Below are 25,850 nucleotides of genomic sequence, written 5' to 3' on the forward strand. Positions count from 1 at the left end.
ATAATTTGATTGTGTTACTTCGTATTATTTTTTTGAATTACTGTTTTTTCTTACCGGATATAATAATGTTTGAAATTCTGGCTGACACATATTTACCCGAGAAAAAACCTACTTCTCCTGAAAGTTTATCAGGTGATTTCCACTGTCCTATCTGCTTATCATTGGAATAAAGGTTTATCTGCTGACCGGAACACTGGATTTTTATTTTATATGCATCATTCTCTATTTGCGAAACAGAAAATGATTCAACTTCTTCTTCATTTTCACCTGAGACTTTTAGCAATACAAGTTTGTTTTTATTGTTAACGCAGAATAGCAGGTATGAATCCTCGTCCCTGTCGCAAACAATCCCGATTCGTGATTCATCGGGCGCTGAAAAAATTCTTATGTCAGATGAGACAACTATATCATTCAGTTTTTGATTGAGAGAAATAATTTTATCAATTGCACTGCTGGCAAATGCAATTCCGGAATTTGTCATTTCAAAATGGTTAAGATTTAATCCGTTAAAGTTCCATTCATTCGATACGAACTTTGTTGTTGTAAAAATGGGAACGACTTCTTTTGGCGGAATAGTAGTTTGAACATTATTCTCAGCTTGATTTTCAACCTCAGGTACGGATCCGTACATGATCTGGTGTTCACATATTCTTATCAGGTTAAATATTTTTTCATTCTCGGGCTGAAGTTCCGCCACTTTATAATATAAACGTAATGCCTCAACAAAATTTTTCTTTTCCCTGAATTTTTCGGCGTCGTGAAGATAAGATTCGGCGATTTTATTTAATCCCTTTAGAGCAGCAAGATGCATAGGTTCATCACTCAGAATTTTCTGATAGATGATCAACGCGTTATCAATTTTTCCTGATTTAAATGTTTTATCGGCAAGCGCGAGAAGTTCATCTTCCCCTTTATTGAGATTAGCAAGTTCCGGATCGACCGGGTTTATAATCACGCTGGTAGTATCAGAACTAGGATTGGACTCAGAACTGAAAAGTTTAGTGACACTGTCCTTCAAAAAGAATCCTGCGGCAAGCAGCAGCACTGCCAAAAAGAAAAGAAGGGGAGTTTTACTGCTTTTCTTTTCAAGCTTTTCTTTAGAGTATTCAGTTGTAACAGGCTGCGAAGTTTCACCAACGGATACTATCTGCACAGTTACATTGTCCTTGCCGCCTCTTTCATTTGCAAGATTGATAAGCGTTGAACAGGCATCATCGGGAGAACTACTTTTTATAATTTCAAGAATCTCTTCTTTGCTCACCTTAGCAAGCCCATCAGTACAAAGAACAAAGGTTTGTCCGGCTTTTAAGTGGATATCCTTTATGATATCGACTTTAACTTTTTCAATTACTCCAAGTGCACGTGCGAGTACTGATTTTGAAGGATAATTTTCTGCTTCCTGTGGAGTGAGAATACCTTCTCTCAGCATTTCATTTACTTTGGTGTGATCTTCAGTTAACTGTGTTATCTGCCCATTCTCAATTTTATAAATTCTTGAATCACCCACGTGTCCTATAATACCGGAATCTTCTTTCAATAAAAGACTGACGAAAGTAGTTCCCATCCTGTTATATTCTGTTGAGCCCTGGGCTTTTTTGAAAATTGTATCATTTGCAGTTTCAATCGCCTGCTTCAGTGCATCTGCAGGTAAGGAGGAATAATTTTGTGAGTAATCATTAATTACTGTCTCGACAGCAAGACTGCTCGCGAGTTTTCCGCCGGTGTGTCCGCCCATTCCATCTGCTACGATGAACAACTGACCTTTAGCAGTGTAAAGGTCAAGATCAGTATCAGGGTACTTTCCTAAACTATCCTGATTTTCGGTTCTAACCAAACCGATGTCAGTATTGCCGGCAAATTTTAAAAATAGTTGTGAACTGCTTGATGAAGACATGTCGATTATAATTGTTTATTATTTGTCTAAAATCTGTAGAGCTTCTTTTAAAGGATTTTCAAAATCGAAACCAAAAATTTTCGGGTTTTCACAAATCACAGCAGCAGAAAATATATAGAAGACGTAGTTGTAAGTTTCATCAGGAATTTTTTCTCTGTACTTGATCAATAAGTTCCAGAAATTTCTGTCGCGTGGATTTTCAGGCATAGTACGGATGAGGTTAATAATATTCCTTTCACCCCAATTGTATGATGCCATTACAAGCAATCCGGAAGCCTGAGCATCTGTGTTATAAATATACTTTATGTACTGAGCTGCGGCACTTGTAGCTTTTGGAAAATTAAATCTTTCATCGCCGGGGTCATAAACCTGCTGATGTGATAAAGGTCCTATCTTCAATCCATATCTCTGTGCAGTCTGCGGAATAAACTGCCATATTCCTTTAGCGTATCCGTATCTTGTTGATGGTCCTACTATCTGTTCTCTGAAATCACTTTCCTGCAAAGCAAGAAAAAAGAATTGAGGTGGAAGTTGTTCACGTGCAAAGTAACTGACAACCACGGGAACATAACCGTTTTCTTTAGCCCGGGTAAGTGCGTTAATAAGCCGTTTACTTTGTTTCCATTTATTGATATAAATTTTTACTTCATCGATGAATGCTTTCGGGATTGTTAATTCACATTCACCGAATAACCTTGCTATGTGAACAATTATTTTTTCGTCTTCTGAAAGATTATAGATTCCAAGGTCAGCCACTAACTGTTCATAATTTTTTCTTAACTGCTGACGGCGTTCATCAAACTTTTCAAGTGCTTTAATTATTTCCGGGTCGCCGGTGCTTGCAAGTTTTTCTTTCAGAACAGAAATCTCCAGGTCGAGAGTTTTCATATCATAAAAAATATTCTCTGCAAGATCTTTCTGTTTATTCTCTTTTAGCTGCTGATAAATTGCATAAGCCCCGAACAGTACAGCAATAACACCTACTATTATTAAATATTTTTTGTAACGGGTAGTTTGTTTTTTCTTAACAACCTTAAATGCTTCACGCATTAGTTTGGTATGTTCGCCTGCATTGCTGTCATCACCAGATTCATCAAAGTAATGTTTGATATATCTTGTTAATGATGGATCATCTTTTTGCTGAACAGGAACAGGTTCTTCTTTTACCGGTTGGGTGGACTGTTCAAATGTAAAATGAAGGATTGGTCCGTCTGTGCCAAGCGCAACGGTTGAAGCATCTTTTAATTCCTCTTTCTCAATCTTTTTTCCATTAATAAAAGTCCCGTTACTGCTGTGCTTATCAACAAGCCACCACGACTGATTATCAAATACAACTTCAAGATGAACCCTGCTTACAACACCGTGCTCAATTTTTATTGAACAATCATCCGAGCGGCCAATGGAGAAAGTTGAACTGAAGAAATACTCTTTTTGTGCGGAATCTCCTCTTTCAATTTTTACTTTGACAATTTTATTATCCGAGTTTTGAGAGGAGGAAAGTTGAGTGTTTTTCATTTCTGGATTAAAATCATTTTGCCGGAGCCGGTTTGAATGATAACATCATTCGCTCTACCTGCGGTCCGATTGTTTGTCTCGTTTTTTTAGTAAATGAAGCGGTTAATTTAAAACCTGTTTTTTCATGCAGCACATATATCTGATGCTGGTATATTTTAAAATCATTAAGCGGATACCATTTGAAAATTGCTTCGTAGGCTTCAGTACCGTCAAATAATTTTGTATCACCTTGTTTAAGCAGGGAACAACCTTTTAATTCCTGCTCAAGAGTTTTTATCTGGTAATCCGCATATTCTTTTAGGGTATCAAACGGAACATCCTGTTCAACCGTTAGAATAACATTATGTTTGATGCCGTCTGTAACAGGTCCTGTAAGAGTATAGATTGTTTTGTCTTCCCAGTCCTGGAGCTGATTAATTGTAAAACCGTTACCCTGGAATACAACAGTTTTATCTTCCGGTTTAGGCTGCGGTTTAGGTTGTTCCTTTTTAGCCTCTACAGCAGGAGGAGTTTGTTTCGATTCAGGTTTTTTCTCCTCTTCCTTTTTTTGTTCAGGCTGATTTTGGAACTGGCGATAATAATCGGGGATTTTCATTTGTCACTATCTTTATAATGATGACTCTGTGAATTTTATTTATCGTTTCTATCTGGGGGTCAGTGTAGCGATTCTTCCATTGCTGAAACACTGATCATCAATGTTATCATCAAGCCTGTAAAAAATAATCGGACAAAGCATGTGCGCTCCCATCAATTCAAAATCATCGGGAGTTGGTGTTCTTCCGACTCCGTTACTTGCCAGTATACTTACTCCGGATTCAGAATGAATGCTGTCGCTTCTCGCATCACTCCATCTGGGGTTATCAGGTCGATTATCGGTTTCTGCTTTACAATGTGCAATCTCATGAAATGCTGCAGTTGCAAGATTCCTTGCCAGCAAATCACGCCAGTTAGTAGCTTCAAAATTTTGTCTTGCATTGCTGAATGCACAAGCGATAACAGGAAAAGATGTACCACTGATCCCCGGTAAAGATAAACCGCTGTGCTCACCTGCGCTTCTTAAAACCTCCCTCTGATCACGAACCCAGCTTTCAGGAAATTCCTGAACACGGGCATTACGGATTGCTTCGAGCATTGCGTACTCCGGTCTCCTGTCAAGCGGGTCTGCAGGTCTTTCACTCATTTCGCGTGCTGTGAAGTAAACAACAGGGTCGCCTATATTTATGCTTAAACCGGAAAAATCAGGTCTTGTAGGATTGTCCGCAGCAGCCGGGATTTCAGTCACATTAATTGTTGTACTTGTTCTTGATGGTGCGTGCGGAATATGTGCTTTAGCCTGATTCATAAGGTCAATCAGGTTGGATCTGAAATCTGTAAAAATACTTTGAACGACAGGTGAACTCATTCCCGGTGCTTCTATAATAGTTCCCGACCCGCCTGTTGCAACATTTATCTGAAGAGGTTTAATTACAAAATAGTAAATATTAAGAGCAGGCATTTTCTAAAAAAAATTATTAAAGTGAATCAAGGTGCTCGTGAATTTCAGTAGTACTCATCTGCGAAAATTTCCACAACAATGTACTGCCTTCATCAAAAGGATTGTTCAACACACGTCTCCATTTACCCCACAGCCTGTGATCTGTTGGTACAATCATCTGACCGGGTGTTCCGGCGGGAGCTTCGAATCTGTTAACAAAAGGATTTTTTGTTGAATGACCTAAAGTTTTATGAGCATCGACCCGGCAGTTAGGACGACGCGTAGCTAATTCATCCCGGAGTGTTGCAGCAAATCCATCATCGGTTGCACCGGTTGAACATGCATATAAAACAACTTTAACGTCCGGGGTAGCTATGCGTGCTATTGCTTCAGCAAGTGCCGCACAATCTCCGTATGTAGAACTCTGGTATTCCACTGAAGTATTGGTTTTAAATCCGAATTGAAATCCTGTTTGCCAGCCATGACAAAAAAACGCTACAACTCTCATAGGTTGACTTGCCGGCAGACTATCGAGCGCGTCCAGAACTTTTCTTTTTCTCTGATCATAGGATACAGGATTGGTTATTTCCCCGCGAACCAGTGCACATTCACCATTATCAACAACGTAGGTTGATCCAACAGGTACAAAGTTATAGTGTGAAAAATAAAATGACTCGGGTAGAAAAGCTCCGCCAACATCATTAGGTCTGTCGGGATGATTACAGCGCAAACGGAAACTTACAATATCATTCCTGATAACGAGTGTTGTTGTGTCGTTTTCTCTATCCAGCCTTCTCACATTTCTGTTATAGGAATTGAATAGTCTGCTTTCAGGATCGGTCCATCCTTCAGAACCGTATGCACATCTTCTGTGAGCTGGAGTAGCGCAGGGCATAATTTATTTTTTGGTATTAAGTGTTTTAAACTTTTTATTTACTTTGTCAGCAAGATCGGATGAAAGATCTCCATTAACAGGGAGATTATTTTGTTTTTGAAAATTCTTGATGGCATCTCTCAACATCGGATTTAATGCACCGTCGATTTCACCGTTGTAAAATCCAAGACTTTGAAGTCTTGTTTGAATTCCTTTTGTGTCTGTCTCCGGCTCAATTGATTCAAACCGTAATGTGGTTTTGTAAGTTGCTTTCTCCTCGCCGTCTTTCAGCCACACAAGCAAATCTGCTTCAGTAATGTCAGCCGGTATTTCGGCTTCAATCAAACCGTCACCGGATGTATTTCCGCCGACTGTATCAAGTCCGTATCTTATTTCAAATTTTTTGTTTGAATAAGAATTATTCTCCGCATCCTTCAGATTAATTTTTATCGTTTGCTTTTCCTCTTCGTTATCAGAATCCTCATTCTCATCTTCCTCTTCAAGTGACACACGTACAGGACCGGGTGATGAATATTCGAGCCTGTATTTACCGTCATCGTCAAATGTTCCGCTGACTTCAGAACCATCAGCCAGGTACATTTTAAAATTTTTATTCGCGGCTGGTTCACCGTTAGGGTAACGCCATTCTATCTCAACCCAGTCTTTGAACTTTATCACTTTTGAATCTTCTGATTTACCACCAACAACGATTCGAAAAAAATATTCGGGCCAGCTATAGCCATTTTCATTTTCTTCATCTGTGGCAATGTCGTCGGTATCATCTACATACTGGAATTCCCACTCAGTCTCGATTTTTTTGTTCTTAACATTGACTGGAATTGAAGTAACAAGATCATGTGCCTGATCAGAATCAAATTCCCAAATCTGAACCTCAGCCTCAGCGCCATCATAAGCACCGGAAATATCCGCTGTGATTTTTAAAATATCACCCCTGTGTACTTCATCTTTATCCCATTTAAGATTTTTTATTTCAATCTGCGGTAGAAGATTTAATGCTGCTGATTTTTTTGTCAGACTAAGTTTTGAAATTTTAACTTCAGCATAGAGTTCATCTTTTGCTTTTTCCGGGATAGTTAATTCAACACGATACTTATTGCCGAATAATTTTTTCTTTATCGTTTCAAAAGATTTACCGGATTTATCCGATAATTGAATAGACGCTTCTGTATTGTTGCCGACCAGCTGGGTGAATATATCAAGAGCGACTTTGCCGCCGGGCGCACCTTTTGCTTTTGACCACAAAACCTGTTCAATAGCCGAAGTTAGTTTTTCTTCTTTTACTTTATCGCTGTCGCCGGAGACTTTACTCATTTTAATTCTTCACTTACAAGACAGTATAAAAATTTGTTTGTACTGACAAAGATTTCACCTTTCTCATTTATGATTGGAGGTGTTGAGGCAATTTCATTTTCAAACTGATAAACAAATTTTCGTTCACCTGTGCTGTCAAAAGCAAAAATGTATTTATCCTCGCTGACTAACAATAGGTTATCCTCCAGACAAACTGCTCCATGAGTGAAGCCTGTATTCTGTTCCCACAGTTTAACTTTATCTTTATTCACTGCGGTGATCATTCTTGTATTAAAAAGATAGACACTACCATCAAAGCCAATGTGAGGAGGGAAATAATTCTCTTCTGCTTGCACTGGAAATTCAGAAACCTTTTTACAGGAAGAATCCAGAATCCAAAGCGCATATTTATCTTCTTCAGTGAGTACAATAACATAGATGTTTGAATTGTCATCCACACTTAAAGCAAGCGGTGTGAAGTTATCCTCTAAAGCATTTGTAGTGGAAAAATCTTCATTCAGGATTTCAATTTTATCTTTATACGCAATGAAAAATGATCCGCCATTTGTTGCCGCATAAGTTAAACCCGAGTTTCGCTTCTCAAGTTTTTCTCTTACTGCTGTTGTCACTATTGAAAGATCATCAGTTTGAATGTTCCCGCCGATGTTCTGTTTTTCAAGGTAAGCAGTCTCAGGCTTTTCGGATGAATGCGCATCCATAATTTGTTCGTTGCTTAAACAAATAAGTGCATTTCCTGTTCGCGTTAAAAATGTCCGGTGATACTTTGTCCCGTAAAATCCGTCAACAATAAATTTAAGCGTGCCGTCACCAATATCATAAGCTTCAATCATGCTGTTATTATCAACGGCATATATCAGGTTATTTGATGTGTCCAGCACAACATTTCCATTAGCGAAACTATTTGATGTTATTGCCTTACCGTTGAGATCAAACATCTGCCATACTTCACTGCCCTGGATCACAATCCTGTCTTTTGAAACCAGAAGATGTTCAGGGTTTATGCCGCCAAGTATTGGTGTCTGCCATTTAACTTTCCACATCCCGGAAGTGAGTTTTTGATTAAGCCTGGAATTCAGATTGTCGTTTATAAATGGTCTTATCATTCCACTACCATTGTTTAAGTTAAGTGAAACAGTATGGTCTGAGTTTTCAATTTCATTTTGTGAGAAAAGACTTTCAAAAAAAAAATCCCGCCGTCGCGATTATTGCAAGCAAAACTATGAAGAATAATTTTTTATAAACTGTCAACTTTACCATCCGTCATTACTTTGTTAACAATAGGAACAAGGCTGGGTTTAAGAATAAATAAACCGCCTGATACTGATCCAAGATTCAATCCTAAAGCCTGCGCTACAAGTTTTTCAAATTTGTTAAACTCATCAGAGCGCAGAGTTATTTTATCGTTATCAATTTTTGATGTCTTGGTTGTTGGCGGATCTATTACTTCAACTTTAAGATGAATATCATGCCTGTCTTCAAGGCTCTCGGCAAGGTCATTATATTTTCCTTTTGTTCCGCCGTTTCTCTTTAAATACTTTTTGTTCTCGTCATTGTCCTCGTTGGTTATTGTTTCAACAAGGTACCGGAAACTAAACATAAATATGCATGGATCGAATTCAGTGCCATCAACTTTTCCGGAAGCTTTAAATTTTTTATTAAACAATTTTTCAAGTCGAGTATTTAGCTTGTTGATGTCCTCGTTGATTCTCCCGAATGTACCGTCAGGAGTATGAGAGGGAGTTTCCGGAAATTTAAATTTCAGGTGTATCATCACTAATACATTTCCCTTAAAAGTAGTTCCGGGTTTCACAATATTTGTACTGAAAGTATCCTCGCCAAGCAAATAGAAAAACACACTGAATTTATTCTTGCCGATGTCTGTATTGACGTTAGCTGTTCGCGGCCAGTTAGTGAATGTCCTTAAAGATTTTCTATTGGACTTATTATTATTTGGATGCGGCTGAACTTCATACTTAAAAGTGTCATGCTTAACAATATATTTTCCATCAATAAATGAACGCATCCATTCTGCAACGTGCCAGTAATACCGCGCTCTTATCTGTTTGTTGGAAATCATCATAGCTCTGCCGTCGAGATCAAAAAAATCTCCCGGAAGGTTATTACTTCGTAACGGTGTCTGGTTATAAGAACACAGTGTTGATGATTCAATATATTCATCAGGTAGTGAACCGCCGTGTCCGCATTCGTGCGCAGCTACAAGCTTGCCGCCGCCTTCATCTTTATTCGCACTGATTCGTAATTCTGCCGTTCCGTCAAAGCTTGCCATAAAAGATCTGCCGTCATCGGATACCACATCAAGTTTAAAATGAGCAAGACTGTTGTCGAGTGACTGCGCAAGCCACATCACTTTTGTATTTAGTTTTAATGAATCTTCTTTCGATTCAATTTCTGCAGGACCGGGATTTAGTGTACCATCCTTCTGGCTCCATCGTTTACCAATATTAATGCAAGTATCTTTTTTGTATTGAGATTTTTTAGCGGCACTATTCTTAAGTGAATCTGGTGCATTGCTGAAATCAAAACTGAACCTGTAGTATTCAAGTATTACAGAAAACTCTTTGCCATCTTTTACATCACAGCATCTTAAAAAAGCCCGGTCGAACCTTCCGATGTTACTTGTTTTGCCACGGTTACCTGACGGAATATCAGGTGTAGTCATAAAATTATATGAGCCTGCATCAAGAGAGAACAATTTGTGAATATATTCCTGCTGCAGGAACGGCTGTTCAACGAAAAAGCTTTTTATAACAGGTGAAGGTCTGGTTGAAAATGAATTTCCCGGAGTTTTACCTACACCATCTGTAGTTTGATTTGTTGCGTCGACCCATCTTACTGCAGCACGTGCACCGACAATGTCTCCCTTACCTTCAACAGTTCTCTGGTCAAATGACTCAAAAAGATTTCCTTTGTAAACGACAAGTCTTGTCCAGTCAGGATAGTCAGCAATGTAGTTAATATTGTTTTTGACCCTTTCAACTTTTTGAGAGAAGTAAGGTTCAGAAGTGTCGGGCTTGAAGATTCCCAGTTCAGAAACGTCACTGTTCGCAGGATCTTTACCAAAGAGATTTGAGAATATCGCAATTCGTTCATTCTGGTCAACAGTAATTGGCTTAAGATCTTTATCGGTCAGGACAATATCATCTAATGAGATGAGTAAAGGTTTTTGATTTGTAGTTGTATCAAAAACTATGTTCTCAAAAACATCTTCTTTAGTCGGGGCTGCACCGGTACCTCCCGATAACTTCGCAAAATACTTCGTTGATTTCCAAATAGCCGGCATATCATAAAACGCTAAACGTTTTTCATTTGGCTGATTCAAATCTACACCGGTTCCTTCACCTTCATTCAAACCTGCATCAGCAGAGGCGGGCGGGCTTTTTGTTACATATTTCCTTGTAAAGTTAGATTCGTCACCTGTTGTTTCAATAAATGTATTTGGTGCTGATCTTAACTTCAGCAGACTGTTCGCATCCGGTTTTTTAACTGTCTGAATGATCCACGGCAGACATTGACACCCTTCATCTTTTGTAAACCAATTGCTTCGTGTAGTAAAAGTCGCATCTGATTTAAGTGAAAAACCTTCGACTAATGCAGGGGGAATACTGAGTTTCTTTTTTACAAATCTATCGAAGTATAAAAATTTTATGAACTGCCATTTGGGATCAAGAATCATTTTTATAGGCGAAGCTTCAGACCCTATATTTTCAACACTTAAATTGTCGAGGTCTTTGAACTGCTTTTCAGTGTTGTCGAAATTTGAAACGGCAGGAGATAACTCCCATTTTGTATTTTTAAGATTCCATTCCTGCGGAAGGTTAAATACTTTGAACTTTTCTTTCACCTTACCTTTTACTTCAGGTTCTTTAATTAAAATATCTTTTTTTGTTTCATCATCAGGAGTAGCGACATAAGAAATCTCACTTATCTTGAATTCGATTGTGAAAGATTTTTTTTCTCTGAGTATCTGAAGGAATACCTGTCCCGAATCATCTTCAAGTTTTTTTCCTTCAGTACTGCCGTCCTGGAACTTTAGTATGTATGGAAAATCTTTCGGAAAAGTTCTTTCTTTCTCATCAGGGGTTTTGTAAATGAATTTTAAATGTACTCTTACAGCAACACCGCTTGGTAACGGAAGGGGATCAACAGGAACAGGTGTGTGTTTAAAGAATTTATCTTTCGGGTATAGATCACATTTTGATTTAATGCATTGAAATTTTTTCGGGTGACATTTTAGCTCCGGTTCTTCACCTTCATCAAAAAATAAAATTTCAACACGCCTGTCAATTTCATTCGGATCTTCAGAAGTAGCACCGCTTGCAGGAAAGTTTTCTCCGCAGCCTATAACAGGAGCCGGCTGCGTTTGTCCTTTCTTAACAAAAGTTAACTTAGTCCTTTGTTCATTGAGGGCGTCTTCGGTGATGCCCATAACTATCAACAGCTCAAGAGTGTACATATCGAAAAACGCACCCCATGTTTTGGTCCCCATTTTACCGTCTTCATCAAGCTTAATAAACTTACGTGTGAATTTTTCTTTATGCTTTTCCTGTATTACAAAATCTTCATTATATCTTTTCTGAAATGCAAGTATAGCGCCGGTCGTTTCGGCATTCATCTTATTTGTTTTTTCCCCGGGGTCGCAATCATACCTGAAATTAAATGAAATCCATTTCAGTATCTGCTGTATATCCTCAACCTGGTGTTTTGCATTTGAAGATTCAGCCCACTTCGTTCTCTCACCCATCATCATGAAAAAAACATTTTCAGCACGCTGCTGTGAAAGAGTAAGGTTATAAAACTCACCGCCGCTTTTATCCGTATGTCCGGCTACAAGAATTTTCTGTTTGAATTCTTTTTCTTCGGCAAGCTTGAAGCAGGCAAAGATTACTCCTAATCCAGTAATCCTGTTTTGTTCTTCGTTACCGGGCTGCGGTTCTTCGGTGCCGTAATCCGGAAGAAGCACAGCGCTGTCAAAATGGAAGTTGATATCTTCCATTTCAATAACACTTACTTCACGTTTTGACTGAACAGAAAATTTATTTACTCCACCCGATTTCAGGTTGTCAATTTTCTGATCAGCATCTTTAAGTTTTATATCAACTGTTTCAGGCACAGGAAATTTATTATTGATTATTCAGGTTTTTGAGATTCGGAAATTTTACAGAATAATTTCCGGAAGGAACTTTTTCAATCTTTTTATAACCGTTACCGTCTAACTTACCCTGCTCAACTTTACCGTTCGGAAGGAATAAAATAAACTCTTCATTTGCTTTTGGGTTACCTTCATCATCTTTCAATTCAATTTCTATTGTATCTTCATTGAACAACATACCTGATTTCGTTCTGCATTGTCCGCTGAAAACCTCAAAATAATATCCGTTGGAAATACTGTTAGAGCCGGGCTCAGATTCTTCGAACTTGTTTTCAATCTCAACTTCTATTTTGTCGTTACTGATTTCTTTTTCAATTGTTTTAACAAGCACATCAGCGGCATTAAGATTTTTTTTGAATATCTGTATCGTGGCTTTCTGCCCGGTCTCCAATCCTTTAGACTCAGCAGTTAATTTTACTTTGTCGCCGACCTTTGCAATCTCTTTTGACCATTTGGCATTTTGAAGGGTTAGCAGAACAACTTCTGCTTTACCTTTGCCTGATGAATCCCGAAGAATTTTTCCATCCGGTTTTAATATTCCCTCAGATTCTTTTCCATCAGGGTCTTTTAATTTGTATGGTACACCGCTTACAGGATTTCCGGCTTTATCTTTAAATTCAAATTCGAACCAGTGTTCCTGTTTTGTGGAAACCTCAATGTTGTCAGTCATTGCTGTGGCTGCACCGGCTTTTGCGCCTGCAGCACCGCCTCCACCAGCACCACCTCCGCTGCCGCTTCCCGAACCGGCAGTTCCAATCATTACTGTCGGGCATCCCATCACTATTGAATCAGGCGGACCTGTGCACGGAGCCATATCGCCCATACGTGCAGCGGGCATTCCACCAATCAATACAGTCGGACTTCCGGGAGGAATGATCGGCATTCCAACATGCGGAATTGGCGGAGTTCCGGGTGTAACCATTGGACAAACATGCGGGTCACCAACTCTTGCTGCTGGCATTCCTCCGATCAAAACAGTTGGGCAACCGGCGACGATTGTTCCGCCGTGTGCACATGAATCACCCAACCTTGCTGCCATACTCATCTTAAATTCCTTCTTAAAATTTTATCAATTAATTTTTACAAGGGATCCTTTGATCGTATTGACACCCGAAGCTTCGACTGTTACTAATGCTCCTTTTACCTGAGTATTAACTGAGGATTCAACTGTTGAGTTCAGTGCTTTTAACTTTAAATCTGTTGAGGCTTCTGTTGTAACACTCATACCTTTTTGTTTAAGATCACTTTTAGCTTCTATTTTTGCATTGGTTGATTTGAGTTCGAAATCAGTTTTTATATCATTCTTAAATGTTCCGGATTTAAGTTCAGTGTCTGTTTCAGTTTCAATCTTGAGTGCTTTTGATTTTATAGTCAGATTACCTTTCGGGGCAAGAATATCAATGTCGCCTTCTTTAGTTTCAATGACCAGTTTGTTATTCTGAATATCGAGTGTGAAAGAATTCTTACCGGGCTTATCCGATATCTGAATTTTTTCGTCTCCTCCTGTATCATTGAAAAGTATGAAGTGTCCGTTCTTCGTTTTCACTTCAATCTTTGTGTTCTTATCATCCATTAAAATCGTGTGACCATCTTTACTGTTAACGGTTATATTCTGATTCTTATCATCCATCACAACTTTGTGTTTATCTTTAGAAACAACTTCAATCTTATCATCTTTATCATCGAGTAAAAGTTTGTGTGATTCGGAAGAAGTTATGGAAATCTGTGTTTCATTTGATCTGTCATCAAAAACAATTTCATTACCTGAAGCTGTCCTGATAATATTCTGTGATTTGTTCTTTGCCGCAACAGGAGATGCCTGTGACGGATTAGGTACTGTACCTATTCCTATTGGTCTGTCAACATTACCGTCAACACAAGCCCATAATAATTCAGTGTCTGCGTGGTTTGGAAAGTGAATTCCATATCCCGCACCCGAATAACTTTGAACGAGCCGGATAGGTAAAGAAGCTTCTGCATCAGATGAGTCACTTAAATCAAAAAGCATTCTTGCTCTGTACCTGCCGTGATCATCAAGGAATGAATATTCATCACCCGATCCTGTCTCAAGTTTTGCGCTCATTATTCCGGAGATCTTTGGTATAGGCGTGCATCGTTCTGGTCTGAAATCAACTTCAAAAGGTATTGCTTCAAACTTGCATTCGAAAACAAGATCATTTGTCTGAAGCTTTTGCGGAACCGCGAACTGACCTTTCTGTGAACCGTATGAAAATGTTTTTGTGATTATGTATTCAGTATTCCAGTCTTCGCGGTAATGGTTTTCCATTTTAAATCTGTGACCCGCACTGAACAACCTGCAGTTAGTTCGTCCTTTAAAGATTTTACTTCCCGCTAGTATTTCCTGGTTTCTTACCTTAGCAAGAAACTCAGCGTCCTTTTCATTTTCAAAGTTATCTCCGTAATCATAATATTTGCCGGGCAGGTTTGAATTGATCTGGCTTTCAGCCATTAATTGCTTTTCAGGATACAGATAATTGTAATCCTTTAACTGAACTGTACCGGTAACAACTTTTTCAATTGAAGCGAGGTCAAGAATTGATTCAACATCACCAAAAGGATCCTGGTTTTCGTTGTACCCTATTTTATCCTGAAGTTTTACATCCGGTAATTTGCTGTTGTCATCCGTAACACAGAACGTATCTTTTCCGCCGTCGTGATCGAAGTAATAATATATTCCGTAGTGTTCCATTCTCCTGTTAATAAAATCAAAATCAGTTTCCCTGTACTGAACTATAAACTCATTAGTAGGGTACCGGTTTTTCAATTCTATTTTAACATCGATACCTAATTCACCGACAACCGTATTTACAAGGTCTTCAATAGTAAAATGCTGGTATACCTCATTCCGGAACGTAAGATCGGAAAGCCATATTCGCGGCACTAACGTTACTTTGTAAAAAACATGATCTTTTGACTGCCCGAATTGTTCGAAGCTGGAAATGATACCGTGAATTTCACGGGTGCTCTGATCACTTCGGATCATTGTAAACATTGCGTTTCGGTTAAGCACTTTTGATGAATCAATTTTAGGATCGAATGAAGCGAGGGTTATCCTGTACTCAAATATTCCAGAGATTTCTTCTTCACCTTCAAATGAAACCACTCCAATGCTGTCGTCTTCGAGATCAGCAAAATGAATTTTGTAAAACGGTTCATTAAATTTTTGTTCAGCCATTTCAGCCTCTCAATCGAAATATTTTTTTTAAAATCATTAATGAGTATTCAAACTATTCGTCTGTTCCGTCATGTAAACTTGTATTTATAGGAACCATCTTTTGCTTTAGTGACAGTTACTTTTTCCGGACTCTTTCCTTCAGCCATAAAACCCAAAAGCTGTGATGAAATTTCTGGTGCAAGTTTTCTGTCAACAATTGCATCTATATTTCTTGCGCCTGTTTCCGCTCTTGTGCAGGAATCAACTATGTCCTCGATTACTGCTTTGTTAAACTCAACTTCAAGATTCTGATTTTGTTTAAGTCTGCGCTGAATCTTTCCAAGTTTAATTTCAACAATTGGTTTCATGGTCTCTTTATTTAAGGGTAAGAATACAATCGGTTTTAGTCTTCCTAAGAATTCCGGTCTGAAATATTGATTCATATAAGGACGAAGTTCTTCGAGAAGATCATCCGGGTTCGTCATACCGTCATTGTATTTTTCAAATAACACTTCGGAGGCAAGATTAGATGTCATAAAAATTGTAGTGTTAGTAAAATCAATATTTCTTCTGTCAGCATCCTGCAGCATACCTCTGTCAAATATCTGCATAAACAGATCAACCACTGATGCGTTTGCTTTTTCAATCTCATCAAGAAGAACAACACAATAAGGTCGTCGTCTTACAGGCTCACTCAACGCACCGCCTTCACCGTAACCAACAAGACCTGGATCTGCGCCAATTAATCTTGAAGTATTATGTTCGCTCTGGTATTCAGTCATGTTAAGTGTAACCATAAATCTTTCATCGCCGAATAAAACCTCTGCGACTGCTCTTGCCAGTTCGGTTTTACCAACACCGCTTGTTCCGACGAGAAGAAATACCCCGTTTGGTCCTTCTTCTTTTTTTATTCCGACTTTAGCTCCGCGGATAACATCCGCAATTTGTTTTATTGCGTGATCCTGACCAACAACACGTTTCTTTAAATCCTCTTCAAGGTTTAATAAAGTTGTCATTTCGTCTTTAGTCATGTTGCCGACTTTAATACCTGTCCAAGCTTCAATAACTTCTGCAACTGTGTTTGATGTTACCTCTGCAAATACCTGTGGATTGGATGTCTGAAGCTCTTCAAGTTCTTTGCGAACATTAGAGATTTCTTTTGCAAACTCTTCATCTTCCTTACTTTGACCGTTGGATTTTGCGGCAGACTTTTTCATTCTCAGATCCATTAGCTTGCGGGTAAGTTCACTTTCTTTCGTCCATCTCTCTTCATTAGTCTTAATTTCTTTTTCAAGATTTTCTTTCTGTGTTTTTAATTCCGTCAATGCCTTTTGATCTATTTTCAGATCCATATCAGAATCTTTTTGCTGAGTGTTGATAGCCATATTCAAAGAGTTCATCCGGCTTATCATCAATTCAAGCTTTGGTGGTTTGCTTGTTAATGACATCTTAACTCTTGTCGCGGCAGTATCAAGCAGGTCAACAGCTTTATCAGGAAGTTGTCTGCCGGCAATATATCTTCTCGATAATTTTACAGCAGCTTCAATCGCACCGTCTGTTATGTGAATTCCGTGATAACCTTCGTACTTAGTTTTTATACCGCGTAACATTACTTTTGCTTTTTCATCATCCGGTTCACCAACGTGAATCGGCTGGAATCTTCTTTCGAGTGCGGCATCCTTTGCAAAGTATTTATTATACTCAAGATAGGTTGTAGCGGCAATCGCTCTGAATGATCCACGCGCAAGAGCAGGCTTTAAAAGATTTGCTGCATCACCACCGCCAGCCGAAGCACCCGCGCCAATTAATGTATGTGCTTCATCAATAAAAAGAATTGCCGGAAGGGGAGAGTTTGTTACTTCATTTATTACTGCCTTTAAACGTTTTTCAAATTCACCGCGCATTTTTGTTCCAGCCTGCAACGAACCCATATCGAGAGAATATATCTGGTTGTTCTTTAAGATGTCGGGAACTTCACCGGCAGCGATTTTTATCGCCAACCCTTCAACGAGCGCTGTTTTTCCAACGCCGGGTTCGCCAAGTAAAATAGGATTTGATTTTTTTCTCCTGCAAAGAACTTCAATAACCTGGATTATTTCTTCATCTCTTCCAAGTATCGGATCTATCTTTCCGTCTTTTGCCTGAGTGACAAGATTAGTTGTATATAGATCAAGTACAGTTCCATCAGCAGGTATTTCTTTTGCTTCTTCCTGTGATAACATTTCAGATGAAACTGATGCATCTTCAACTGAACCTTTTACTATGTTATAAAATTCTGTTCTGAGTTCTTCCTGTTTGATAGGGGAAAGTACATCCATCAGTCTCGTGCTGATAACCTGTTCCGATGCGATGAACACTTCGAACAAAGCGCCTGATCTTATTTTAGTTTCATGATGATGAACGGAACTTGTTATCCAGGCCTGTTCTAACAATTCAGTAAGAAGGGGAGAGAGTTTGGGCTTTCCTGAATTTCCTTTTTCCATTGTGTCAATGCTTCGAAGGCATTTTGCCTGCACATCACCCGAATCAATTGCATAATGTTTGAGTATTAAAGGCACATCACCCTGACCATCTTCTATCAGTGCATTTAGCAGATGTTCGATTGTGATTTCATAATTGCCCCGGTTTATACCTAATCCTGTTGCTGTGTCAAGATTGCGTACAAGGTAGTTGTTTAATTTTAAAAGTAATGATTTCAAATCTTTACTTTGCATTTAAATCTCCTGCAATTGTTAAGCGATTAGTGATGGATTTATTTTTATTGAAAAGCGTGTTGAAGTTCCAGAAATCAGTTCACTGATGAAAAATCTTCATTCCTTATATAAACTTTAAATTCTTCTACCGAAGGCTGACCTAACCAGAATGTTGAACCTAAATGCAGCCGTTCATCATTCCATGAAATTGATACAATGGTGTCTGCTTTTATTCTGAACTTCACATCAAACTCAAGTCCGTCGTTCAGATAAAGTTTTAAAAGTTCGTTTAATCTTTTTGCGTTGGATGTTCCCGGAAGAAAATTCAGATACTGATCAAATGTAACGGGACCTATTTCTATACAAATCCTGCTCATATAATCTACTGTTGAACTTCCGATGAAACTGTTTTTCCCGAGTTTAAAATCATCACTGCCAAGCGATGGTGTATCAACAAGATCAACCCAATGCGGGACAAACTCTTTTATCTTTGCGGGATAGTCAGGGAACATGTGACCGATTAAAATTCTTAATCCTTCTTTACTCCTTACTCTGGGACTGAATACACCCGCATACTTCAGTAATGTAAAATCAGAAATGTTAGAAGATGAAGGTTTGGCAAATAGACCTCTTCCAATAAATGAGTTGATGCGTTCCGCAATTTTATTTTCCGGATCACCATTAAGATTTAAATAGAATCGGTATTTCTTCCACGACTGATAATAAAGCCAGTAGAACCTGTTGTTAAAAACATCAAGAAAATTCTGAAGCGGGATATTTCCTTCACCAAGAATTTTTTCCTGGAAAGAAATCTGTTCATGATAACAGCGGGGCAGCGGCGAATTAATTCCATACAGTCCGAGGAAGTTCAATACAAACTTCATCTCGCCTTCATTATACTCAATTGAACGAATATCACGCGGCGGATAAATATAGTATTGGTATGGTCTGAATTTTAATCCAAGCTGATCGAAGAGAAAATCTTTGCGTTTAGGATTTTCTTTCCTTGTGATATTTTCACTTAGCCATACTGCCTGCCATACGTGATATTCAGGACCGCTGGCTACTATATCTTCGATTATATTGGAAGTATTTGTCCTGCTACCGGGTTCCATGTGTAACTGTTGCTTGTTCCTGATTCAGTGAGTTTAAGAAAGACGTAAGAGTTAAGAGTAACATAATGTGAAAGAAACGCGTTCAACACCATACCGAAAAGATTTATTTCACCTTCACCGTTTTCAAATTCTTTTGAATCAACTTCGATGTGAAATTCAATTCCTCGTATCAGACTCTGATTAATAATTTTATTAACCAATTTCGGTTTGTGGATTTTCCTTATGCTCTCAATTCTTTTTTTATTCGGATGATTATGGGATTTTGCCCAGTTGTATAAATTTAAAATACTCTTAAGTGTGTTCACATCAGCAAGTGTAGAAAAGCTTACAGACAAATGCGCGATGAGCGACCACAAATAATTCTGACGTTCCGGGCAGTCTAGTATTTCACCGGGCACTGTTATGTTGTAACCTTCAATGCCGGGAGGAAAATCAAGCGGTTCTTTTATTGAGCCAACTTCAAGATAAGCTGAAGGAAGAAAACCGTTTGATAATGTCGCTTCAATACTCAGAGTTTCTTTGGGAAATAAATCCTGTTCCATGCTCGGTCCGAATAACCTGATAAAAGTTTCAGCCATATCACTGTGTATGGTTCGTCTGAATGTTGAGAAAAATCTTTTAAAGTCATATTCAGGATTTGTTGTATCAAGTATATCGTGTGCGGTTATCGGTATGTACTTGTATTGTTCAACGCGGTTCTCACTTATTCCGCTTACTTTATCTATTGAATAAATCTCCCTGCTTTTTCTTCTGTAAAGATCGGGAACTATATAATATTCTGGCAGGCGTTGTGTTACCGAGACTTCTTCTGTTGAACGTGAAAATAAATTTACGATAGGCGTACAATTAATAATTATGTTGTGTTTTTCAGGCCACTTTTCTCTTGGCATCTTTCTGTTGAAATCAAATTTTATTTCAACAGATAATGATTCGCCTGAAGCTTTGTATTTGTTCAACCCGAAAATATCTATGAAGAAAAATTTTTCCGGGTAAGCAAAATATTCCTGGAGTATTCTGAACCCACTGAACGATTGTTTCGCATAGGGAAGGATTGAGTAGTCATCACCGTCATATTCTATTGCAGGCGAAAGTTCAGGTACACCGATTTTAAATCCGTCAATTTTTCTGAATGTACTTTTTTCGTTTACAAACTCTCTTACTGAAATTGATGAAACATACTTCGTAAGGAACAGGTGAAGATTGTATTTTACTGATGCAGATCCATGCAGATAAATCCTGAATGATTCCATTTGTAAGGAGTTGTAATCAACATTCCTGTCGAGCTGCAGTTTTAATGTTAATGAAGATTTTCCCTGGTTATTTTCTTCGATTAAAATATCATTGAGTTTAACCGGTCTTACTGCAATGTCCTGCGTAGTTCTGAAAATAAATTCTGTCGGTTCCTCTTTTTCAGTTAACCTGCTGCCGGTTCCTGAGCCAGACTGGACTTTATATTTAACTTTATATTTTCCCGCCTGAGTCTGAATCTCACTTCCTTTTTTAATAACAATAGGTTCAGTTAACGCACCGGATTTAATGTTCGCCTGAAGTATTGCACACGAAGGAAAAGTTTTAAGCATATGAGGAAAGAGTATCTCAAGAATTCCTCCGGCTATTTCGGGAAATTCATCATCGAGTCTTTCGTGAATCCTTCCGGCAAGAAACGCGAAACCTTCAAATAATCTTTCAACAAAAGGATCTTTTCTTTCTCGTTCACTCATGTGAAGCCGTGAACCCAGCGTAGGATGTTTTTTGCTGAATTCTTCTCCGGCTGTCTGAAGAAAATTATACTCCCGTTCAAAATATTTATCAGTACTCATTGGGAATCCTTATCAAGTACTACCTTGGTCCATCCGGTAGTGGAAAATTCTGTAAGTAAAATTTCTTTGTTGGGACTGTCTTTAACCTTTATTATGATCTTGAGCGATGCGCGCAAAGTCTTCTGATCAAATTCTGATGTTTGAATTTGAACCGATCCGATCCTCGGTTCATATTTTAAAATTACATCTTTTATTTCCTGCTTCAGGGATTCTACAGGATTATCCGATGCAAGATAAATCTGGAGAATATCTGAAACGCCAAAATCAGGAAGATGCAAAATTGAACCTCGCCTTGTTGTAAGTATCATACGAAGGTTTTCAACAATACTTAGACTTAGTTTCTGATCTTCAGTAAGAGTTTCAAATTGCTGCGGACCGATTTCATCTGGGTTAACAACTTCCGAGATAAACTGACCGAGCAGCAAATTGTAAAGGCTGAGATTTTTAGACAAGATTTTTCAAGAAGATTTTCATATTAAAAAACAGGGTGGATGATAAGATCTATCTTGTTTAAAGAATTGAATCAAACAATCCACCCTCAATGTTAAAGAATAATCGATCAGGATTAAATAACTTTGAACGAGAAGAATCCCTGATCGGCGAACATTGTACTTCCTTTCACATGTTCCCATTCTGCAGATTCTGCAACAAGGGCAATCCTTTCCAGGTGAGCAACATTCAGCTTAGGATTATCGTATGAAGGAGGCATAAAGTTTTCTACTGCTACAAGTCTTGCATTGGTAAGTGTATATTTGAAATACACAGTTTCCTTACCGGTTGCTTCTGCAATTTCATAAAGTGAAATAACAATTGACTTGAAAACTTTTCCTTCAGCACAATACTGGTACATGAATGGAGTGAGTTTATCAATCTCCTTCAATATGGAAAATGGTTCGTACATTCTGCTGCCAGTAACCTGACCGGTTGATCTTTCAAAAGGCAGTTTAATACTCTGTGAATATTCCAGAACAACACATGAACCATTTGGACGTGGACCTTCTAGATCATTTCCCTCTGCATCTTTAAACAGGATTTCGCCTTTTACAGCCATTTCTTACCTCCTTGGTAATTGTTATTAGTTTGATTAATTAATTGAATTATGGAACATCATTATTCTTCACCTGAATGGTAGGCAATAAGTTTCAGGTTCACATCCATTCCTGTAATTGCAACATGCGGTCTGAATTCTGCGCTGATCTGGAAGAAACCAGGTCGTTCTTTTAATTCTGTTACTTCAAGTTTGTATGAACGTAATGGTTTTTCAGCAACAATTTTTTCTGCCGGGTTGGGCATATCAACCACAAGTGTATCAAGCCAGCTTGACATATCTTTTTTGATATCACCTGCGCCTGCGTTCTTACCAACAAACACAAGCTGACGGTATTTTAGATAATGAGCTATCCTTGTAACAAGCATTGTATATTGAAGTCTTGATCCAACTGAAAAGTTTGCAGATGCCTGCGGATCATTCTTTATTACTTTTGGTCTGTTAGCAGAAGGTGTTTCAAAGAAACATGCGTAATCGGTTCTGTCCCAGTGAGCAAGAGGAATAAATCCGAGATCACAAAGTTCAGCATCTTTAGCCTGACCAACAGAAGCTTCAACAGGGACTTTAAGTTTTTTCTGTCCGTGTTCTTCATAAGTAGGAACAGGAAGATTTTCTACTTTACCGCCTGATTCAACACCAACCACCTTTACGCTCCATCCCCAGCTTTCGAAACTCTTAACCATGTTTGAAGCGAGTGCGAATGAAGTGCTGCACCAAAGACTGTTGTCCTGTCCGCCTCGCATTACGTTCTCAGTGTAGTTGAAATTTTTTGTCGGTTCAGCTTCGGCATTGTAAGGCAAACGTCCCAGGAATCTCGGCAAAGTTAAACCAATATATTTTGAACGATCGTCATCCCGGAAAGCTCTCCACGATGCATAAGCCGCGCCTTCTTTTAATTGTTCAGGAAGGAAACGATTGTTCATTACATCGTTCATATTTTTTTCACCGAAGAACTCGTGACTTGCATTTCCGATAAAAGGTATCTGCGCTGATTCAGATAGAACAGATAAATGCTGAAGAAGTGAGATATCCTGTGGTTTGTTGCTTACAGCAAAGTCAGCTACTATTGCGGTATATGAATGTCCGCCAACTTTATCATAAGCTCCCCAGTATATGTGATGCCATAAACCGGAATCTTTTTCATAGCCTTCACCAAGTGCCGCATCATTCAGGTCATCGTAAAGTTCTTCTTTGGAAACATCAAGTAATTCAAACTTTACAGGTTTACTGAACTCGGTATTCTGCACAAGGAACAACAATCCGCGCCATGTTGATTCAAGTTCCTGGAAATCCTGGTTGTGCAATATCTCATCCATTTGTGCGCTAAGGACAGTATCGAGATCGGCGATGTACGAATCAACAAGAGCTCCTGTGATTTTAAATACTTCCGATTCTTTACCAACTTTTCCTATAAACTCTGCTACTGCTGATTTTTTAGAATCATCCAGCATGGAGATTAACTTATCGACAGAAGTCTGTTCAGTTTCCTGACCTTGTTCTGTTGATTCTGATTTTTCTTTTGCCATTTAATTAAACCTCCGTTTAACTTTTAATTTTTTTAAAATCGATGTTATTTAGTCGTTCCTAATTTGTTCATCAGGTCATCAATACTTGCACCGCCATCTTTAAGCACTCCTTCAAGTGCTTTTTTCAAATTGGCGTCTTTCAGAACAGCGAGTTTAAGTTCTTTTAATCTTTCTCTCGCATCCAAAAGTTTTTGCAGAGGTTCAACTTTTTTTACTATTTCATCGGGATGAAAATCTTTAATGTCCTGGAAGTCTAAATTCACTTCCATTTTTGCTTCAGGATCATCGGAGATTTTATTTGCGACCGTAAGTTTTAGCTTTGGATTAATATCCTTAAGCATTCTCTTAAAGTCACCTTTGTTCCCGATAGTTCTCAATCTGCGGTCGCGTACAGGCGGCTGGCTGCCGGGTTCGCTTTTACTAAAGTTACCGGGGATCAACATCCTGTAATCGAGTTCTACACTTTCCTTTGCATCGCTGCTTGGGAGAATTGCGACCTTAACACGCTGTGCTATTTTGGGTGTAACTGGTCTTGCCATAATTACTTCCTCCTTTTATGTTTTTGTTGTTCTAAATTGATTGCTAAAATTCCGTTGTACTTCGCAATATTATTGTATAATTCTTCCTGTTGTTTTTCTATTGTAAATTTTGTTGAATCATTATCAGTTGTAAATAACAATTGAACATTCGTAAGATATAATGACTGCCATACCGCAGTACTTAATGCCGGTTCCCATTCACCAAGATTTAGTTTATCTATTGTAGTATTCAGTTCTTCAAGATTTACTTTTGCTACATTGTAGTGTTTAGCTTCATAACAATAGTTCGCAAGGTTCAGTCTTCTTAAAAACTTTCCTTTTATTCTGTCGTCAGCGCGGATTTTCTGCTGCATCATTTCAAAATTCTCCTGGAACTTTGCAGGCAGATTGCTCACTGCTTGCTTGTATTCTGATTGTATATCATCAAAGCTGGCATCAACAATCGGAGTAAGCATTGTTGATGAAACACTTTCAGATGATTTTGAGGATTCTGCTGATGCAGTCCCTAATTCACCTAACCAGTTGATAGTCTCTTTATCAGCAAAAGGAATTTCACCTCCGCTGAAGAAAAAAGTTTTTAGTTCAGGTAATCGTTTGTTAAGACGCGATAAATAATACTTAATATCATTTGCTGCATTTGTGTAACTGCCGCCTTTTCTTTCAAGCGCGGTAACTAAATATCTTTGTGCATCCAGCCAGTAGCGGAATTCGCTGTTATCTTTTATGAACTCGAGTTCAATGCGGGGAATTAAAACTTCAAACTTATTATCAGTGAACCATTCTTTAACAAGTCTTCTTATTACATCATTAGGAGGCTCGATGTTGGTTATTTTTTCTTCGGCTGAAGGAAGTGACAGTCCGCCCCATTGTACCTGTCTTGCAATACCATAAACAAAATATGAATCAGGGATTTTCTCTTTCGTTTCTCCATTTGAAATATATTCGTGAAAATATGTAAGAGTTCTTCTTAGTTGTACAACTGCTTCATCCTCAGAAGCGGGGGCTGCTGCTTTAACAGGCGCTGATTGTTCCGTCCCCTCAGACTGAGTTTGTTTAAACTCTGTTCTTGGCGCAGGCGGTGGTGCTATCTTTTTTTCCGGCGGAGGTGGCGGTGGGGTAGATGCTTTTTTTGCCGACTCAACATGGTTTGTTATTATATCCTGCAATGTCTGAAGTACAGGAGGATTGTCGGGAATAAGTTTTTCCCCTTCAGCGGCTATTTGCTTTAACAGCTCATCAATTGCATTAATATCATCAGCATTTGATTTAGTGATCTGCTCGCGTTCAATTAGTTTGGTCACTCTTGATGTATTCAGAAACTGGATCGCTTTACTTTTGTGCTGAGGATTTTCAGGGTATAAACCTGTTCCGTATCGTTTTAGCAATTCGAGAACCAGTATAAGTCCGTCTTTAAATCCTTTTAGATTCTCCGTCCTGTAAAAAGCGAAACACAACCACGAAGCAACTTTTATGTCTTTGCTTTTTTCTTTTAGAATTATTTCTGAAAGTTCAATCCAGTTTTTGTAATCAGGAACAGTTTTAGGAAACTCCATATTCAGTTTGAAAAACTCTTCCTCATTGGCGGCATCTTTACCCACAGGAGAATCACCGGGAATAGGCTCAAGGTATTCCTGTATTAAGTCAGGGATTGTTATTTCAGCAGTTTCGCTCATCA

18 protein-coding genes are annotated in these 25,850 nt (G+C 38.5%); all 18 read right to left on the reverse strand.

What is annotated here, in order from left to right; translation table 11 throughout:
* Positions 1-37: 37 nt before the first annotated feature.
* The 18 genes from IPM56_01075 to IPM56_01160 all read right to left on the reverse strand — a co-directional run bounded on the left by IPM56_01075 (position 38) and on the right by IPM56_01160 (position 25,848).
* Positions 38-1,894, reverse strand: a complete 1,857-nt coding sequence (locus IPM56_01075) for a Stp1/IreP family PP2C-type Ser/Thr phosphatase (protein ID QQS36575.1) — start codon at positions 1,892-1,894, stop codon at positions 38-40.
* A gap of 18 nt (positions 1,895-1,912) precedes the next feature.
* On the reverse strand, positions 1,913-3,409 hold the full coding sequence (locus tag IPM56_01080) for an FHA domain-containing protein (GenBank protein ID QQS36576.1): 1,497 nt from the start codon (positions 3,407-3,409) through the stop codon (positions 1,913-1,915).
* 13 nt (positions 3,410-3,422) lie between these two features.
* Positions 3,423-4,004, reverse strand: a complete 582-nt coding sequence (locus tag IPM56_01085) for a DcrB-related protein (GenBank protein ID QQS36577.1) — start codon at positions 4,002-4,004, stop codon at positions 3,423-3,425.
* 48 nt (positions 4,005-4,052) lie between these two features.
* Entirely contained in the window at positions 4,053-4,904 is an 852-nt protein-coding gene (locus IPM56_01090) for a hypothetical protein (protein QQS36578.1), read from the reverse strand.
* A gap of 16 nt (positions 4,905-4,920) precedes the next feature.
* Positions 4,921-5,778: a hypothetical protein gene (locus IPM56_01095; protein ID QQS36579.1), complete on the reverse strand. Its 858-nt coding sequence runs from the start codon at positions 5,776-5,778 to the stop codon at positions 4,921-4,923.
* A gap of 3 nt (positions 5,779-5,781) precedes the next feature.
* Positions 5,782-7,089, reverse strand: a complete 1,308-nt coding sequence (locus IPM56_01100; GenBank protein QQS36580.1) for a peptidoglycan-binding protein — start codon at positions 7,087-7,089, stop codon at positions 5,782-5,784.
* Complete coding sequence (locus IPM56_01105) at positions 7,086-8,192, reverse strand: hypothetical protein (GenBank protein QQS36581.1); 1,107 nt, start codon at positions 8,190-8,192, stop codon at positions 7,086-7,088. Before IPM56_01105 ends, IPM56_01100 begins: the two co-directional genes overlap by 4 nt.
* Positions 8,193-8,323: 131 nt before the next feature.
* The gene (locus IPM56_01110) at positions 8,324-12,220 is read right to left on the reverse strand and encodes a hypothetical protein (protein QQS36582.1); all 3,897 of its coding nucleotides are present in this window, start codon (positions 12,218-12,220) and stop codon (positions 8,324-8,326) included.
* A gap of 10 nt (positions 12,221-12,230) precedes the next feature.
* Positions 12,231-13,304 (reverse strand): PAAR domain-containing protein, encoded by a 1,074-nt coding sequence (locus IPM56_01115; GenBank protein ID QQS36583.1) that lies wholly within the window; start codon positions 13,302-13,304, stop codon positions 12,231-12,233.
* A 24-nt stretch (positions 13,305-13,328) separates the two neighbouring features.
* Positions 13,329-15,455, reverse strand: a complete 2,127-nt coding sequence (tssI, locus tag IPM56_01120; protein ID QQS36584.1) for a type VI secretion system tip protein VgrG — start codon at positions 15,453-15,455, stop codon at positions 13,329-13,331.
* 68 nt (positions 15,456-15,523) lie between these two features.
* Positions 15,524-18,148: a type VI secretion system ATPase TssH gene (gene tssH / locus IPM56_01125; protein ID QQS36585.1), complete on the reverse strand. Its 2,625-nt coding sequence runs from the start codon at positions 18,146-18,148 to the stop codon at positions 15,524-15,526.
* Between the two features lie 74 nt (positions 18,149-18,222).
* Positions 18,223-19,242 carry a type VI secretion system baseplate subunit TssG gene (gene tssG, locus IPM56_01130; GenBank protein QQS36586.1) on the reverse strand — a complete coding sequence of 340 codons (1,020 nt, stop codon included), beginning with the start codon at positions 19,240-19,242 and terminating at the stop codon, positions 18,223-18,225.
* Positions 19,206-21,062 (reverse strand): type VI secretion system baseplate subunit TssF, encoded by a 1,857-nt coding sequence (tssF, locus tag IPM56_01135; GenBank protein QQS36587.1) that lies wholly within the window; start codon positions 21,060-21,062, stop codon positions 19,206-19,208. Before tssF ends, tssG begins: the two co-directional genes overlap by 37 nt.
* On the reverse strand, positions 21,059-21,514 hold the full coding sequence (tssE, locus tag IPM56_01140) for a type VI secretion system baseplate subunit TssE (protein QQS36588.1): 456 nt from the start codon (positions 21,512-21,514) through the stop codon (positions 21,059-21,061). Before tssE ends, tssF begins: the two co-directional genes overlap by 4 nt.
* A 113-nt stretch (positions 21,515-21,627) precedes the next feature.
* Positions 21,628-22,113, reverse strand: a complete 486-nt coding sequence (gene hcp, locus IPM56_01145; protein QQS36589.1) for a type VI secretion system tube protein Hcp — start codon at positions 22,111-22,113, stop codon at positions 21,628-21,630.
* Between the two features lie 59 nt (positions 22,114-22,172).
* Positions 22,173-23,636 carry a type VI secretion system contractile sheath large subunit gene (gene tssC / locus IPM56_01150; protein ID QQS36590.1) on the reverse strand — a complete coding sequence of 488 codons (1,464 nt, stop codon included), beginning with the start codon at positions 23,634-23,636 and terminating at the stop codon, positions 22,173-22,175.
* 44 nt (positions 23,637-23,680) lie between these two features.
* Positions 23,681-24,175: a type VI secretion system contractile sheath small subunit gene (tssB, locus tag IPM56_01155; protein QQS36591.1), complete on the reverse strand. Its 495-nt coding sequence runs from the start codon at positions 24,173-24,175 to the stop codon at positions 23,681-23,683.
* A 2-nt stretch (positions 24,176-24,177) separates the two neighbouring features.
* Positions 24,178-25,848 carry a type VI secretion system domain-containing protein gene (locus IPM56_01160; protein ID QQS36592.1) on the reverse strand — a complete coding sequence of 557 codons (1,671 nt, stop codon included), beginning with the start codon at positions 25,846-25,848 and terminating at the stop codon, positions 24,178-24,180.
* Between the last annotated feature and the right edge of the window lie 2 nt (positions 25,849-25,850).

It is taken from the genome of Ignavibacteriales bacterium (assembly GCA_016700155.1).
Classification (GTDB): domain Bacteria; phylum Bacteroidota; class Ignavibacteria; order Ignavibacteriales; family Ignavibacteriaceae.